We start from the raw sequence: 15,636 nt of genomic DNA, 5'->3' as shown, positions 1-15,636 counted from the left end.
TAATGCGTATCAAGCGTTACTAAAATCGCCTCTCGATACTTATATGCTTCAAGAGCAGTCAGGTAAGCAGTATCGAATTGATAGAAAGCAGGTCGCTAAGTTACTTAATGAGATCCTTAACAATAACTATGACCATTTAACCTCAAGTAATGTTGGATGCGAGTAGAATATGACAGTTTTAATAATAAAGTTAAACCACTAAAGGATTAACGGTGCCAACTTATAATTTAGACAGCCTTATTAAGCAATATCGCTCCAAAAAACGTTTGAAGTATATTTACTTTTGGGGGCATCAGCCACGTGCAGATGGTTCTATTGATAAGAGCTGCTTTAGCCAATGGTGGCAATCACCTTTTACGATTGATAATGTGAGCTATCGCACAGCCGAGCATTATATGATGGCACAAAAGGCATTATTATTTAATGATCATGACAGTTTTGATAAAATTATTAATGCGGGTCATCCAAAGCAAGCCAAAGATTTTGGGCGCAAAGTGATTGGTTTTGATGAAACTATTTGGCAAAACCACCGTTCTAATATCGTAATAGATGCCAATTTAGCAAAGTTTGGTCAGCATGAGGCACTTGGTCAGTACTTACTAAATACTGGTAATAGAGTATTGGTTGAGGCCAGTCCTTGTGACAAAGTTTGGGGCGTAGGATTAGCAGCAGACGATGAGCGTATTTCAAACCCAGAGAAATGGCATGGCCTAAACTTACTTGGTTTTGCCCTGATGACGGTACGAGATAAACTGAACGACTAAGAGGTGATAGCAACTTTATATTATTGAATGATTGAATTGTTAATATTAAAAATCCAAAAACATTTTAGAGACCACTATGACCAGAATTGAAAGCACTTTTGCAACGTTAAAATCACAAAATAAAAAAGCCCTGATTCCTTATGTAATGGCGGGTGACCCTAATCCGACCACGACAGTCGGCTTGCTACACGATTTAGTGAGGCACGGCGCTGATATGATCGAAGTCGGTTTGCCGTTCTCTGATCCAATGGCCGATGGTCCAACCGTTGCGTTAGCAGGCGAGCGTGCACTAGCAGCAGGCACGAGCACTCGTGATGCATTAAAAATGGTCGAAGAGTTTCGTCAAACAGACACGCAGACGCCAATTATTCTGATGGGTTATCTTAACCCTGTTGAGATCATCGGCTATGACAACTTCGTTGCGCTATGTGAGCAGTCAGGCGTTGACGGTATATTGATGGTTGATTTGCCACCAGCAGAGGCGGGTAGCTTCACGCAGCATCTGACCGATCATTCGATGAATGAGATTTTCTTATTATCACCAACGACTTTACCGGAGCGCCGTGAGCAGGTATTGACCCATTGTGGCGGTTATATTTATTATGTATCACTGAAGGGCGTTACTGGTTCGGCCACGCTCGATACTGACTCTGTTGCGACTCAAGTAAAAGCCATTAAAGCTGAGACAGATTTGCCAGTATGTGTGGGCTTTGGTATCCGTGATGGTGCCTCTGCCAAGGCGATTGGCACGCATGCGGATGGTGTTATTGTAGGTAGTGCACTGGTACAGAACTTTGCTGATATCGATGCCAATGATACAGCAGCGGTTGCAGCTGCTCAGCAGAAAATAATGGCTAAAATGGATGAGCTACGCGCTGCACTGGACAGCTTGAGTGCTTAAGCCGAGCATAAGTGAAGGGTAAGCCAAGCCTAAGTTAAAACAAGTTAAGTTGTCATCATTCAGGTTTTCATTGCATTGCGAGTCACAGTATTTATAAACAGCTGTATGGATAAATAACAATGTTTATAAAGACACTATTAAATGACTTTGCTAAAGTTAGTTTACGTGTGTAAACTAACCCTATACATAAATTGTTACAGTTGCGCGTAAGTGTGCCTTATAACTGCTCATGTTATGACTATATGTGACTTTTAAATTTACTCTTAGGGACAAGTGAATGAGCCAACTTGTCGATAAGCCTTTGATAATGGCGAATAATATGACTGATACGATAACAAAACCTGATATGACTACTTCTAATAATGCTGAGACAAAAACCAACACATCTGGAGCATCGTGGTTTAATCGTCCGATACCAGGCGTTAAGCAACAATTGACAGCGCCATTGAGTGCAGTAGAGACAGAACCTTCGACCAAGTGTAGTAGCTGTCACTCGATGATTACCAATACATCATTAATTTTTAATTGCTATGTGTGCCCACATTGTGATCATCATTTACCGATGAGTGCTCGTGAGCGCCTAAACTGGTTGCTTGATCAAGTAAATGGCGAGCTGGGGCAAGAGTTTGTTGCCAAAGATCCGCTCAGTTTTGTGGACAGTAAGCCGTATCCAAAGCGTATGTCAGAAGCGCAAGAAAAAACAGGTGAGTCTGAGGCGCTGATTGTGTTGTATGGCAAGCTACGTAACCTCGATGTGGTGACTTGTGCCTTTGATTTCCGCTTTATGGGTGGCTCTATGGGCTCAGTCGTTGGTGATCGTTTTGTTCAAGCTGCCGAAAAAGCGTTAGAAGATAAAGTGCCTTTAGTGTGCTTTGCTGCTTCAGGCGGTGCGCGCATGCAAGAAGGTCTGTTGTCTTTGATGCAAATGGCACGAACCGCAGCTGCGATTGAGCGCTTGAGAATTGCTGGTATTCCGTATATCGTTGTCTTGACCAATCCTGTTTATGGTGGTGTAACGGCATCTTTGGCTATGATTGGGGATATTCACTTAGCGGAACCAAAAGCAATGATTGGTTTTGCGGGCAAGCGCGTGATTGAACAGACCGTACGTGAAACGTTAGAAGAACCGTTCCAACGTGCTGAGTTTTTGTTAGAGCACGGCGTAGTAGATGAGGTGGTGCATCGTCATCAACTGATTGATACCATTTATCGTCTGTTAGCCAAACTAAGCCAGGTGCCTAATATGAGTGCGTAGCACACAGTGGACGCTTGGTTTCAAATGAGTAGGTAATTGGGTTTATAATTGCCTAGTATCATGTGTTAATATTTCTACAATACTCAAAAATTTCTAATAGCATTTATCGTCATATAACGGTAAATGCTATTTTTGGTTTTAGTTAGCGAATATACTGTCTTTATTTTTTATAATATTTTATATAGGTTTGAACCATGTCCGATTCTCTAGATTCTAGTCCGTGTAGTCCCAAAGACACAGCCAGTTTGACGGAGTGGCTCGATTACATGCAGCAGATACACGTGTCGGCGATAGATATGGGTTTATCACGTGTTTTGCCAGTGGCTGAGGCATTAGGTGTGGTACAGTCGGCCAAAGATGATGCTTATGTATTTACGGTAGCAGGTACCAATGGTAAAGGCTCAACGACTGCTGTCATCGCGCAGATGTGTCAAACGGCAGGTTATAAAACAGCTTTATACCAATCGCCGCATTTGAGAGTCTTTAATGAGCGGGTGCGTATCAATGGTGAGATGGTTAGTGATCAAACCTTGATTGATGCTTTTGGTAAAGTAGAAACTGCACGGTTAAAGTGTGGCTTAACGTTATCATTTTTTGAGATGACAACACTGGCGGCACTACTCATATTTTCTGAGGCAGATTGTGATGTGTGGGTATTAGAAATTGGGTTAGGTGGTCGCTTAGATGTGGTCAATATCATTGATCCTGATATCGCGGTAATTACCAATATTGGTATCGATCATGTCGACTGGTTGGGTGACAATGTAGAAGATATCGGCGCAGAAAAAGCAGGTATTTTACGTGATGATATTAGCTTAATCTATGGTGCTGAGGAGATGCCCAATAGCGTTCAGCAAGCGATTAATCAGCATCAAGCAAAATGTTATCAAGTGGGGCAGGACTTTAGCTATCGTGTCATTGATGAAACGACGTGGCAATATAGCAATGCTGCGCTCACCATGCAATTACCGCGCCCAGCATTGTCATTAACCAATACTGCCAATGCCTTGTCAGCGGTGTTCACAAGTTCATTAACTATCGATACTCATGCCATCGAGCAAGCACTGCAAGCGGTCAGGTTAGCAGGGCGCTTTGACTACCGTGAGAGTCATCATCGTCATTGGCTGTTTGATGTGGCGCACAATGAGCAAGGCGTTGAGTTTTTATTGACACAGCTATTACCACTTTGGCAGCAGCATTTGGCACAGCAAGCGACTGATGATAATTTCAGTCAAAAAAATCAAACTAAACGAAAGCCTGCCAGTATTAAAATGCTCTTTTCTATGTTGGCTGATAAAGATATTGAAAAAGTCGTACAGCGTTTGACTGAAGTAGGCTTGCCCATTAGTGAGTGGTTCATCGCTGAGATTGACTATCCTCGGGCAGCGAGTACGGAGCATTTAAAGGGTATTCTATTGAACCATGTTGATAGTGCTAAGATACATAAATTTGAGCGTTTACAAGCAGCGACTTATGCGGTGATAGATGCCAGTCAGCCACAGGACTTAATTGTGGTTTGTGGTTCTTTTCATACGATTGGAGAGGCATTGGTTGCATTAGACGTTGACGGCTTAAGATAAAAAAATCGTGATGTAATGTTCATATTAACCATTATGTGGTGGCAGACAGCATGAAAAATATGCTTTATAATCAAAGTGCTTTTTACATTATAACTATAGTTTGAAAGTTGATTGACATAATTGGTGGCAAAATTCAGTCTTTTTTAATCTATTTAGATGGCTATCGGGTGAATTGAAGACACGCCCTAGTGCTATCAATAATATAATTTGAGAGAGTAGCGATGCCGCTCAATCAACCTTATTACCAACTAAGAGACGTAAACGGATGAACTTTTCGAGACAAGCCTTATTGGGCATTGGGATGATTATAGGCGGTAGCGTGATGCTATACGCTATGGTGCAACAGATTGGTGATAGTAATAGTGAACCCGCAGAAGTATCAGCGATGATAGATGAGCCAAGTACTGAGAACGCATCGGCACAGCCGTTGACCACAGATATCGAGACAGAAAAACGTATCTTGGCACAAAAACAAAAAGAGCGCGCAGCCCGTGTCGCAGAGCAAGAAAAGCGTGCACAGCAGTTTCTGACAGAACAAGAGGTGGCTGAGGCAGAAGCACTGGCTAAAGCACGCGCAGAAAGTCAGCAGTATCTGGCTAATAGTGCACCTATTAGCAATGATAGTGGTAATTCAGAAACGGCACAAAATATTACTGATTCTCTGACCGTTCAGCCTCGTACTGATAATAAGCCGACTGACAGTGAAAAGCAAAAAGCAGCTCAAGAAGCAAAGAGAGAAGCTGAGATTAAAGAACAAGTTGCTGCTAAAAAGCTAGAAGATAGCAAAAAAGCAGCTGAAGCAAAGCGCGCAGCAGAAGCTAAAAAGCAGGCAGAAGCTAAGGCTTTAGCAGAGAAGAAGAAAAAAGAAGCGGCTAAAAAAGAGCCACCAAAGTCACCTCTTGAGTATCAAGTTAAAAGAGGCGATGGACTTATTAAGCTCGCAAGACAATACAATATACCAGTAGAAGTATTGGCTCAAGCCAATAATATCTCACCGTCATCATCGTTACAGTTGGGGCAAAGTATAACGATTCCGTCACGTCTTCAAATACAACGTTTAGAGCGTGAAGCTGCAGCCGCTGAAAAAGCACGTGAAGAAAAACGTAAAAAAGAAGAAGCATTAGCTAAAAAGTCAGCTGAGGCTAAGCGTGAAGCACAGCAAAAACTTAGTGAAGCTCGTCAGCAAGTGAAAGAAACTGATGCAAAAGGCAATTTTGGTGTGCAGGTAGCCTTGGCAGACGATCAAGCCAGAGCGGATGATTTGGCAAAAAAATTCCAAGCAGCAGGCTATCAAGTTAAAACCAGTCGTACCAGCCGCGGTGTCCGAGTTATCGTTGGTCCTGAGCGTGGTAAAATTGCAGCTTTGGCCCTAAAAGATAAAATTAATAGCGACCCTAAAGTCGATACAACAGGTGCTTGGGTTTTATTCTGGCGCTAGCATATTGCCTAAGCAGTACGTAGATTTTTAACCGGAGCGTGTTCGATTCTTCGATCATGGTACTGCCTATTTATGAAAGCTCAACACGCTTAAGTTTGTTTGGATTAACTTATCTGACTGTTTTTATGATTAAAACACGACATCTAATGTCGTGTTTTTTGCTTTATCGTTTGCCGATTGGCAAAAGCTTGGTTACGATGAGCACCGATTTTCTTTCTTTATAACCTGTCAGCCTAAAAAGGTTGACCTGCCGTGATTGTCTGTAAATGGCTTTTATAAAATAGCAAAGTCATCACTTTAGCCAGTCACTCTCCTATTGTATAAGGTAAAACCATGTCATTTGGCGTTATATTTTTAATATTGGCCGTTGGATTTTTAGGGCTAATTACGTTACCCAAGTTATTGTCAAAACGTCAAAGCATTGAGCCTGATCCAAAACCCGTACGCGGTGACGATTTGGCTATTTGGCCATTTGCACCGATGCCAATCATGACAGATACCGAGGTGATATTTTTTAAGAAGTTAAAAAATGCCCTGCCAGAGTATCATATCTTTGTGCAAGTTCAGCTGTCGCGAATCATTGAAGCCAATAGTACCGAGACCTCTGAGCGTAGCTTTTGGTTCAACCGTATTTGTCGTCAGAGCGTTGACTATGTGATCGTAGATGTTGATGCTCAGACCACGCTGGTTGCTATCGAGCTTGATGACTGGACACATAGTAGTAAAGCGCGTCAAAAGGCTGATGACAAGAAAGATAAAGCGCTTGCCAGTGCGGGTATTGCGATGGTGCGTTTCCATGCGGAGCGCATGCCCAGTGCCGATATGCTCAGATATGAGCTGATGCAGGTGATTGAAAGCTATTAAGATTTTTCGTTCAAAATATCTAAGTTAGTTGAGATGCTTCATCTATTTGGTTTGGTTGTTTGGGACAAATCACGATTGGTCTATCTCCTTCAAAATACAACCCTGTCGCGGGTAGCTCGCTATCCGACCAAACCGTTTTCGTTTGGTGTTCATCATAAAAGCCGCGCTTGGTAAACCATTCGACATAATGTGCGGGTCGCAATGTCGCCATATTGATTGTAGTTAGGGTAGCTGGATCATTTTTATCACACCATTCATGTAGCGGAAAGCTGGGTGTTAGCCAATCAGGTTGATTATCTTGACCAAAGTTAGCCGTGTTGATTGGCAAAAAGAACCGCCCTTTTATCACGCCATAACGCTTATCAATTTTGATTTTCCCATGATTTTCCGTATCTACCCACACCGTACGGAATTGCTTTGTCTGCATGTGCATCATTTTGCGCTGTAGATTGTCTTTGGCGTTAATCCCAACCCAGTTGACAGGGTCAAACGGCGCTGATCCCATAAAAAACTTAATCGCCAGTTCCCAATGCTCGACCAGCTTGTCTTGATGATTGTATAAGATTAAATCTATCTCACCAGTGGTCTGTTTGCCATTATAGAGTTGCACATTATTAGCCAGTGTCTCATACGGATGCAGCTTGCGCGCAAATCCATCTTCTAACCAAAATGATATCAATCCCTCAAAATGAAACCCCAGTCGATTGGGACTTGGGCGCTTGAGTAGATAGCGAGTCAACGCTTGATAGTCAGTAGTGGTATCCAGCTCTGTTAATCGTTGCTCATACGCCTCAAACTGCGCCTGCCAAAAGCTAGCACTATGTACTGAAATAGTCTGTGTATTCTCATGCGGTGCAAAATCTAACCACTGTGTTAAGACGTTAGGACAAGCAAGCGCATACGCCAAATCGCGCACATAAGGGCGTGTGTACGCTTCCCAAGGGGCATCATCTATCAGGCGGGTAGAGGTGGGATGAAGGATAGGCTCTGACATAAGGTGAACCAGTGTAAAGGTGTAGCATTTACCCTAACTGTTGGCTATATAAAAGTCTATAGGACGCGAGTATCGGATAGGGTAGTGCTCAGTTTATTGATTTTAAAACATGATATTAATGTGATGGATATGAATGCTGATATCAGGCGGTGATAGCAAGTAAGGCAATAAAATGCTGAATACCGTGTTGAGTATTGGCAGTAGACATTTTGATAAGTTGCTAGGCGCGTTATGCGGTGGCTTTTGTTCTAGATTAGGTGGGGTATGATCTTGCTGAGTCATTATTTAGCTCCATATTTGCCGTAGCTTGATTGCTACGGCTGGTATGGATGTATTCTATGAAATAGGGTAGTTCGATAGTTCTATATAGAAAATGGCAGAGTTCTATAGAACATCGTCAGCCTTCTTTAACCATCTTGCAATAAAGTCTTTTTTAACTGTCAGCCCTAGTACCTCGGCTTTTGCTTGAATAAACTTATTAAGTTCTCCATAAGGGTCGGCTAAGTCTGATTTGTCATATTCAGCCATTTTAATAAGCGTAGTCACTAAAGCTTGCATAGAACCTACGCTTTTATGGTGTGTGGGTTCATCGTTGACAGGGGTGCTTATTCGTTGATCTAGTTGCAATTTCAACTGTTCTTTTTCAGAGTTAAGCTTTGCTACCTGCTCTCTAAACTCTTCGATAATTTGCTTGTCTGTTTTAGGGCTACCTTGCAATATTTTATGGTTTCCCACTCCAACAGCATGGCTTAGTCTTTTATTATCGAGCAATGTTTGATCAGGTCTATTTGCCGTATCCTCTGTAGTGCTGTTTGAAACGGTTTCTTCGAATAAATTATCCAAATCACATTTTGGGATACGAATATCTCTTGAAGAGATAGAAATGTTTGTATGCGAATAATAAGAAATATCTTGCTTTGGAGAGGTAAGTGCAGTTTTATCATATTTTGAAATATAATTATCTAGTTCAACTTGCTCTTCATTGATAAGTATATTTTTTAAAAGTGATGTATCCACGTAATAATAAGCATTAGCATGAATGTTATTGATTTCTCTATATATTGGAATTCTCACTGGCTCACCAGTGTAAAGCTCCTTATCGTATTCGACTTCTTCTATTTCTTCTTTTAACTTACCATAGTAATGGAATAAAACTGTCAGATTTTTTTGAGTGTGTAGGTCATAGATTTTAGAATATAGTCTTCTATATTCGTGCTGCTTTTCCAAATCGAACTTATATCCAAATCTTTCTAAATATATAGCTACTTCTTCAATGGATAGGAAATCCCCAGTCAAAATATTTATCATCTCAATCTCAAAAATAATTATATAACGAAGTTTGATTTTAACTGATATCAACACAAAGAAAAGCCAACCATTGAAAACAATGATTGGCTTTTCTCTTTACTGCTATGTTTGGTCGGAACGGCAGGATTTGAACCTGCGACCACTACACCCCCAGTGTAGTGCGCTACCAGACTGCGCTACGCCCCGAATGACTGACTATTTTACGCAAAATTGCACATATTGCAAGAGCTATTTATTTCGCTCAAGGTCTATTGCGCAACTCCACGTATCGCCATTCACCTTAACCCAATAACTCTTTTAGGATTTGGTTCACTTGCTGCGGGTTGGCACTACCACGACTGGCTTTCATGACTTGACCGACCAGACCGTTAAAGGCTTTTTCTTTACCGCCGCGATACTCTTCTACCATGGCCTCATTTTTAGCGATGACTTCTTCTACCATGGCCTTGATAGCGCCAGTGTCCGTTTCTTGCTTGAGGCCTTTTGCTTCGATGATTTTGTCTGCTGCATCATCTGTGTCGCCGCCTTCACGCTCATATAGGGCGCTAAAGACTTTCTTAGCCAACTTGCCAGACAGCGTGTCGTCTTTGATACGTTTTAGCATACCAGCCAATTGCTTGGCGCTGATAGGGGAGTCGATGATGTCTTTGTCATCTTTATTCAGAGCACCCAATAGGTCACCCATGACCCAGTTGCCTGCCATTTTGGCATCTGACTGACCAACTTCTGCGACGACTGCTTCGAAGTAATCAGCAATTTGACGGCTACCAGTGAGGATACGAGCATCATATTCTGATAGACCAAGCGCTTCCTCAAAACGCGCACGACGAGCTACAGGTAGCTCAGGCATCGCGGCTTTAATAGCATCAACCGTATGCTGCTCGATACGGACAGGCAGCAGATCAGGATCAGGGAAGTAGCGATAGTCGTTGGCATCTTCTTTAGTACGCATCACACGAGTTTCATCGCGATCTGGATCATATAGCATCGTTGCTTGAACCACTTTACCACCGTCCTCGATGATATCAATTTGACGCTCGATTTCACGATTGATAGCACGTTCGATGAAACGGAACGAGTTCAAGTTCTTTAGCTCAGTACGGGTACCGAGATCGGCACCAGGCTTGCGTACAGAGACGTTACAGTCACAGCGGAACGAGCCTTCTGCCATGACCGCATCTGAGATACCTAGCCATGTAACCAGCTGATGAATCGCTTTAATATAGGCTAAGGCTTCGTGAGCAGAGCGCATATCAGGCTCAGAGACGATTTCAATCAGTGGCGTACCAGCACGGTTAAGATCGACACCAGTCATACCGTCGACAGCATCATGCACTGATTTACCAGCATCTTCTTCTAAATGCGCGCGAGTGATACCCATACGTTTCGGATATTCGTTCTTTTCGCCTTCATTGACCACGACATCGATATAACCTTCACCGACGATAGGGTTGGCCATCTGAGTGATTTGATAACCTTTAGGCAAGTCAGGGTAGAAGTAGTTTTTACGGTCAAAGGTGTTGAATAACCCCAGTTCCGCATTGACACCGATGCCGAACTTTAACGCACGATCGACCACGCCAGCATTTAGCACTGGTAATACACCCGGTAGACCCAAGTCAACGATACTGGCTTGGCTGTTTGGCTCGTGACCGAAATCAGTTGGCGCACTGGAGAATATCTTACTTTCTGTATTTAGCTGGCAGTGAATCTCAATGCCGATGACCACTTCATAGCCATCGACAAATAGCTCTTTACGCACGGCGTGCTCACGGACGGCATTGTTATCAGTAGTAGTTGCTGTGTTCATTATACCGTCTCCTTTGCGATGGCTGAATGTTGTAGATGATGATCGGTATGCTGCTGGAACAGATGCGCAGTCGTGAGCAGTTGACTCTCTTGCCAGTGTTTACCGATTAATTGTAAGCCAATAGGCAGACCTTCTGTTGTCAAACCAACTGGCTGACTAAGCGCAGGCAGACCCGCTAAGTTGACAGCGATGGTATAAACGTCGCCTAAGTACATGGTCGCAGGGTCCAAATTGTCACTGAGCTTATAAGCAGCAGTCGGTGCGGTTGGGCTAGCAATCACATCACAACTAGCAAAGGCTTCATCGAAGTCTTTGACGATCAAACGGCGAATCTTCTGTGCTTTTGTATAGTACGCATCGAAGTAACCAGCCGATAGGGCGTAAGTCCCTGTCAAGATACGACGCTGTACTTCGGGGCCAAAGCCTTCAGAGCGTGAGCGTGTATATAGGTCAATCAGATCCGTTGGGTTCTCACAGCGATAGCCAAAACGTACCCCATCAAAGCGTGATAGGTTCGATGAAGCTTCAGCAGGTGCCAACATGTAATAAGTGGCAAGCGTGATTTCAGGATCAGTGATGTTTACTTCTACGATCGTTGCGCCTAGCTCTTCGTATTTTTTCAAAGCGGCGCGTGCTGCTTGCTCAACTTCGCTATCAAGCCCTGTACCGAAGTATTCCTTAGCCACACCGATACGTAAGCCGTCAAATGGCTTGTCACCAGCAGCAGCTTGGGCATCATTGATATCTTGTATATAGTCAGGCATCTCGTATTGGATAGAAGTTGCATCACGTGGGTCATGACCAATCATTGGTTGGAGCAGATAGGCGCAATCTTTTGCGCTACGTCCCATGCTACCCGCTTGGTCTAGACTTGAGGCATAAGCAATCATACCAAAGCGTGACACACGGCCATAAGTAGGCTTGATACCGGTTAAGCCACAGAATGAAGCAGGCTGACGAATTGAGCCACCAGTGTCACTACCTGTTGCCATTGGCGCAAAACCTGCCGCAACCGCAGCAGCACTACCACCTGATGAGCCACCAGGCACACGCTCTAGGTTCCAAGGGTTTTGTACCGTACCATAGTATGAGCTGCTGTTGTCTGAACCCATCGCAAACTCATCCATATTGAGCTTACCCAAGCTAATCATGCCCGCTTTATTGATGTTAGAGACGATAGTTGCGTCATATGGTGAGACAAAGTTATGCAGCATTTTAGAGCCACAAGTTGTCAGCACACCTTGAGTACAAAAGATGTCTTTGTGCGCCATAGGTACACCAAGTAGTGGACGCTTATCGCCCTGCGCACGCATCTCGTCTGCTGCTTTCGCTTGTGCGCGTGCTGTTTCAGAAGTGTGAGTGATAAAGCTGTTAATCTTGCTGTCTAGCGCATCAATACGCTTGATATAATGTTCGGTTAATTCCGCGCTGCTAAATTGTTTGTCTTGCAAGCCCGTAATGAGCTGCTCGGTACTTAATAAATGAAGTTCAGACATAAGGTGTCGTCCGTCAAAATGTGAATAACATAAAATAAAGTTAAATGAGGAAAATACAAAACTGAATCAACAGTTTATTCAATGACCTGTGGTACCAGATACAAACCTTCTTCAACGGCAGGCGCGACTGATTGATTGCGTTCACGATTGATATCGTGCTTAGCGACGTCAGCACGCAGCTCTTGGCAAGCTTCATGAATATTGGCCAATGGTTTGATATCAGTGGTATCAACATTCGCAAGGGTATTCATCAGTTTTAGTACTTTACTAATGTCGTCGGCATAGCTATCGGCTGTATTTTCATCGACACCTAAGCGTGCAAGGTTGGCAACTTCTAGGATTTCTTCACGGCTGACGTTGCTGTCAGACGTTGCTGGTGGCTGTGACATGGTTTCTCCAGTGAAGGACAGTTTTTGTTAGATTTAGGTTACAAGCAGCTACTACGTAAGCGCTAAGATAATATCTTATATAAAGTTGTTTTATTATAAAGCATCTGACCCAAGTTTACAGAGCATGACGCTTGATTGATGCACAATATCGATTAAGAAAGCATGGTTTACAAAACTGACTATATAATTCACGATTGATTCTCAATTGCTTACCCATTGAGCGCTGAAATACGTTACAGTATGTACCTGTGCTACTAAGCAAAATTATCGCCTGCCTGTAGAGCCCTTGTTAGTTATTGAATTAGATGATGTTTCATTAATATGAATGGTAGAGACTACTATTTCAAATTTTGTAACAACTTTTAGCGTTTAAGACCAAAATCCTTACGTATTGATGTAAATACCTGTGTTTTTTTTGAGCTAAATAGGTATAATTTAGCTCGATTTTTCATTTCATCATTATTGCTTAGGTTTCACTTGTTGCGATGTTCAGCTTTTGCTTCAAGTAATGTCTATCGACGACCTGCTCAACACTGACGAGTAACACCTCAGTCAATCTCATTCGCCTCATTCGTAAGACGCTGGATATATTAGTCATGAACCTGTTTGGATTTTTATCAAATAATATCGCTATCGACCTCGGTACTGCGAACACCCTAATTTTTATTCCTAATAAAGGCGTCGTACTTGACGAGCCTACGGTAGTCGCGCTACGAAGTAATCGTACGCAGAATCCTACTGTTGCTGCTGTTGGTATCGATGCCAAGCAGATGCTGGGGCGCACCCCTGCCAATATTACAGCGATTCGTCCATTAAAAGATGGGGTGATTGCTGATTTTGAAGTGACACAAAAGATGCTCAAGCACTTTATCATGAAGGTAAAGGCTAAGCGCTTTCTAGCGCAGCCTAATGTGGTAGTGTGTGTGCCTTGCAAATCTACTCTCGTCGAGCGTAAAGCGATTCGTGAAGCAGTGTCATCAGCAGGTGCCAGTAAGGTATTATTGCTAGAAGAGCCAATGGCTGCAGCGATTGGTGCTGGTATGCCGGTTCATGAAGCTAGTGGTTCGATGGTTGTTGATATCGGTGGTGGTACGACTGAAATTGCTGTTATCGCACTATCTGGTTGCGTCTATGCTGAATCGATTCGTATTGGTGGTGATATGTTTGATGAAGCCATTATTACTCATGTACGTCGTACTCATGGCTGTGTGATTGGTGAGACAACGGCTGAGCGTATCAAACAAGAAGTGGGCTCTGCACTGAATGAGGACAGTCAGTTAGAAGTAGAAGTGCGTGGTCGTAGCATGGCTGAAGGTGTGCCAAAAACATTTACGATCAATTCAGAAGAGATACAAAAAGCACTGAGTGATCCACTAAGTGGTATTGTAAGTGCGGTTAAAGCAGCACTTGAACAAACGCCACCTGAGCTATCATCAGATATCGCAGAGCGTGGTATTGTCTTGACTGGTGGCGGTGCGTTATTACGTGATTTAGACAAGTTGATTTCAAGAGAAACAGGATTGCCTGTGACCGTTGCCGAAGATCCGCTGACTTGCGTCAGTCGTGGTGGTGGTATTGCACTTGATTTTATCAACAACAAAAGTTTGAATATGATTTTTGTTTAAGCTATTTAAATGAAGATAAAAGAATTGGTTGTAACTATATAAAGGTGAAGATAAAGGTAAAGGCAGCCAATTGTGCTGCCTTTAATCACATTAATAAAGGCTAGAATTCAGCACTGGCTACCGTTTATTTTATAACCCCTGAGTTAGACGACTTATGATTCCAAGTATTTTTGCGCGCCAGCCGTTAGCACTTCGTAAGACTGCCATAGTACTGATAGCAGCTTTAGTACTGATGTGGTTCGATAGCAAAAATCCAGAGTGGTTTAATTCAATACGCAATACTAGCCATGCTGCTATGCAGCCTATCTATGAGTTGTCACTATTACCCAGCTATGCCAAACATTGGGCGAGTGGAAGCTTACAATCTAAAGAAACACTACGCCGCGAAAATATACAATTAAAGTCGCAACTGATACACGCACAAGCCAAGCTTCAGCAACAAGATTATATCTTGGCACAAAATGCGCGCCTGCAAGGTATTTTATCAACCACCAAGCCTGAGCAGTTTGAGCTCAATCTAGCACAGGTTATCGGTACTGATACCAATTTACTTAGACAAATTGTGATGCTGAATAAAGGTGCACGAGATGGGGTGCAAGTTGGACAAACGGTTATTGACGAAACGGGTATTTTAGGGCAAATCATTAATGTCTATCCCAATACCAGTCGCTTGCTATTGATAACCGATGAACAGCAATCAGTTGCCGTTACGGTTAAACGTACTGGTCAACGCGCTATCGTTACCGGACAAGGAATACCAACCTCGCTGAGCCTTGATTATGTATTCAAAACATCAGACGTACGTGTGGGTGACGAGTTAGTTTCATCAGGGTTAGGCGGCCGGATTCCAGCCGGTTACCGAGTCGGTCGTGTGGCTCATATCCAAAACACCCAAGCCGATAATTTTAAAAGTATAGAAGTGACACCAGCGGCAAATTTTATCGATAACGCTTATGTGCTCATTCTCCAAGATAAACTAGCCAACTAAATAGTGTTACTCATCAGTGCTGCTTAATATCGAGCTATTAACCCAATATTTGACATCGTTCGGCAAAACATTGTCCTCTTTAGCCTATGTAAATGACTATTAATTGGGTTGAAAGCACACCCTAGTAGTCGCTTATATACTTATTATCTGTTTAGTCACAGTGAACATCACATCAATGCTTAATTATGTTTTAATAGCAGCCGCTAACACACCCGCTAAGGTAA

14 protein-coding genes and 1 tRNA gene are annotated in these 15,636 nt (G+C 42.9%); 8 read left to right on the top strand and 7 right to left on the bottom strand.

Annotated elements, in window-relative coordinates:
• The first annotated feature begins 212 nt into the window (after positions 1-212).
• The 6 genes from ACT3QP_RS07865 to ACT3QP_RS07840 all read left to right on the top strand — a co-directional run bounded on the left by ACT3QP_RS07865 (position 213) and on the right by ACT3QP_RS07840 (position 6,802).
• Positions 213-764: an NADAR family protein gene (locus tag ACT3QP_RS07865; RefSeq protein WP_444525073.1), complete on the top strand. Its 552-nt coding sequence runs from the start codon at positions 213-215 to the stop codon at positions 762-764.
• A 76-nt stretch (positions 765-840) separates the two neighbouring features.
• Positions 841-1,665 (top strand): tryptophan synthase subunit alpha, encoded by an 825-nt coding sequence (gene trpA / locus ACT3QP_RS07860; RefSeq protein ID WP_444525072.1) that lies wholly within the window; start codon positions 841-843, stop codon positions 1,663-1,665.
• 346 nt (positions 1,666-2,011) lie between these two features.
• Positions 2,012-2,920, top strand: coding sequence for an acetyl-CoA carboxylase, carboxyltransferase subunit beta (accD, locus tag ACT3QP_RS07855; protein WP_444525074.1), 909 nt, complete (start codon positions 2,012-2,014; stop codon positions 2,918-2,920).
• Positions 2,921-3,114: 194 nt separating this feature from the next.
• The gene (locus ACT3QP_RS07850; protein WP_444525071.1) at positions 3,115-4,500 is read left to right on the top strand and encodes a bifunctional folylpolyglutamate synthase/dihydrofolate synthase; all 1,386 of its coding nucleotides are present in this window, start codon (positions 3,115-3,117) and stop codon (positions 4,498-4,500) included.
• A 265-nt stretch (positions 4,501-4,765) separates the two neighbouring features.
• Positions 4,766-5,938 carry a LysM peptidoglycan-binding domain-containing protein gene (locus ACT3QP_RS07845; protein WP_444525070.1) on the top strand — a complete coding sequence of 391 codons (1,173 nt, stop codon included), beginning with the start codon at positions 4,766-4,768 and terminating at the stop codon, positions 5,936-5,938.
• Between the two features lie 333 nt (positions 5,939-6,271).
• Entirely contained in the window at positions 6,272-6,802 is a 531-nt protein-coding gene (locus ACT3QP_RS07840) for a DUF2726 domain-containing protein (protein WP_444525069.1), read from the top strand.
• A gap of 19 nt (positions 6,803-6,821) precedes the next feature.
• Here ACT3QP_RS07840 and ACT3QP_RS07835 read toward each other — a convergent pair whose 3' ends face one another.
• The 7 genes from ACT3QP_RS07835 to gatC all read right to left on the bottom strand — a co-directional run bounded on the left by ACT3QP_RS07835 (position 6,822) and on the right by gatC (position 12,799).
• Entirely contained in the window at positions 6,822-7,796 is a 975-nt protein-coding gene (locus tag ACT3QP_RS07835; RefSeq protein ID WP_444525068.1) for a DUF1853 family protein, read from the bottom strand.
• A 102-nt stretch (positions 7,797-7,898) separates the two neighbouring features.
• Positions 7,899-8,078 carry a hypothetical protein gene (locus ACT3QP_RS07830; protein WP_444525067.1) on the bottom strand — a complete coding sequence of 60 codons (180 nt, stop codon included), beginning with the start codon at positions 8,076-8,078 and terminating at the stop codon, positions 7,899-7,901.
• Between the two features lie 102 nt (positions 8,079-8,180).
• Complete coding sequence (locus ACT3QP_RS07825) at positions 8,181-9,104, bottom strand: hypothetical protein (RefSeq protein WP_444525066.1); 924 nt, start codon at positions 9,102-9,104, stop codon at positions 8,181-8,183.
• A gap of 109 nt (positions 9,105-9,213) precedes the next feature.
• Positions 9,214-9,290, bottom strand: a tRNA-Pro gene (locus tag ACT3QP_RS07820).
• Positions 9,291-9,384: 94 nt separating this feature from the next.
• Positions 9,385-10,914, bottom strand: a complete 1,530-nt coding sequence (gatB, locus tag ACT3QP_RS07815; protein ID WP_444525065.1) for an Asp-tRNA(Asn)/Glu-tRNA(Gln) amidotransferase subunit GatB — start codon at positions 10,912-10,914, stop codon at positions 9,385-9,387.
• The gene (gene gatA, locus ACT3QP_RS07810) at positions 10,914-12,410 is read right to left on the bottom strand and encodes an Asp-tRNA(Asn)/Glu-tRNA(Gln) amidotransferase subunit GatA (RefSeq protein WP_444525064.1); all 1,497 of its coding nucleotides are present in this window, start codon (positions 12,408-12,410) and stop codon (positions 10,914-10,916) included. The genes gatB and gatA overlap by 1 nt, the downstream gene beginning before the upstream one ends.
• Positions 12,411-12,484: 74 nt before the next feature.
• A complete protein-coding gene (gene gatC, locus ACT3QP_RS07805) occupies positions 12,485-12,799 on the bottom strand; it encodes an Asp-tRNA(Asn)/Glu-tRNA(Gln) amidotransferase subunit GatC (RefSeq protein ID WP_444525063.1) in 315 nt (104 codons plus the stop codon).
• Between the two features lie 587 nt (positions 12,800-13,386).
• Here gatC and ACT3QP_RS07800 point away from each other — a divergent pair.
• Both ACT3QP_RS07800 and mreC read left to right on the top strand, forming a co-directional pair.
• On the top strand, positions 13,387-14,424 hold the full coding sequence (locus ACT3QP_RS07800; RefSeq protein ID WP_318779501.1) for a rod shape-determining protein: 1,038 nt from the start codon (positions 13,387-13,389) through the stop codon (positions 14,422-14,424).
• Positions 14,425-14,578: 154 nt separating this feature from the next.
• Positions 14,579-15,412 (top strand): rod shape-determining protein MreC, encoded by an 834-nt coding sequence (mreC, locus tag ACT3QP_RS07795; protein ID WP_444525062.1) that lies wholly within the window; start codon positions 14,579-14,581, stop codon positions 15,410-15,412.
• Positions 15,413-15,636 lie beyond the last annotated feature (224 nt).

Source organism: Psychrobacter sp. AOP7-B1-24, assembly GCF_052376215.1.
Taxonomy (GTDB): domain Bacteria; phylum Pseudomonadota; class Gammaproteobacteria; order Pseudomonadales; family Moraxellaceae; genus Psychrobacter.
The sequence above is the reverse complement of the archived record's forward strand: the minus strand, read 5'-3'. Positions and strand labels throughout refer to the sequence as shown.

What these genes read in the sequence shown, in the direction of transcription:
- mreC (WP_444525062.1), top strand. Translation starts at nt 14,579, where the DNA reads ATGATTCCAAGTATTTTTGCGCGCCAGCCGTTAGCACTTCGTAAGACT.
- ACT3QP_RS07835 (WP_444525068.1), bottom strand. Translation starts at nt 7,796, where the DNA reads ATGTCAGAGCCTATCCTTCATCCCACCTCTACCCGCCTGATAGATGAT.
- ACT3QP_RS07825 (WP_444525066.1), bottom strand. Translation starts at nt 9,104, where the DNA reads ATGATAAATATTTTGACTGGGGATTTCCTATCCATTGAAGAAGTAGCT.
- ACT3QP_RS07845 (WP_444525070.1), top strand. Translation starts at nt 4,766, where the DNA reads ATGAACTTTTCGAGACAAGCCTTATTGGGCATTGGGATGATTATAGGC.
- ACT3QP_RS07840 (WP_444525069.1), top strand. Translation starts at nt 6,272, where the DNA reads ATGTCATTTGGCGTTATATTTTTAATATTGGCCGTTGGATTTTTAGGG.
- ACT3QP_RS07850 (WP_444525071.1), top strand. Translation starts at nt 3,115, where the DNA reads ATGTCCGATTCTCTAGATTCTAGTCCGTGTAGTCCCAAAGACACAGCC.
- gatA (WP_444525064.1), bottom strand. Translation starts at nt 12,410, where the DNA reads ATGTCTGAACTTCATTTATTAAGTACCGAGCAGCTCATTACGGGCTTG.
- gatC (WP_444525063.1), bottom strand. Translation starts at nt 12,799, where the DNA reads ATGTCACAGCCACCAGCAACGTCTGACAGCAACGTCAGCCGTGAAGAA.
- ACT3QP_RS07830 (WP_444525067.1), bottom strand. Translation starts at nt 8,078, where the DNA reads ATGACTCAGCAAGATCATACCCCACCTAATCTAGAACAAAAGCCACCG.
- accD (WP_444525074.1), top strand. Translation starts at nt 2,012, where the DNA reads ATGACTACTTCTAATAATGCTGAGACAAAAACCAACACATCTGGAGCA.
- trpA (WP_444525072.1), top strand. Translation starts at nt 841, where the DNA reads ATGACCAGAATTGAAAGCACTTTTGCAACGTTAAAATCACAAAATAAA.
- gatB (WP_444525065.1), bottom strand. Translation starts at nt 10,914, where the DNA reads ATGAACACAGCAACTACTACTGATAACAATGCCGTCCGTGAGCACGCC.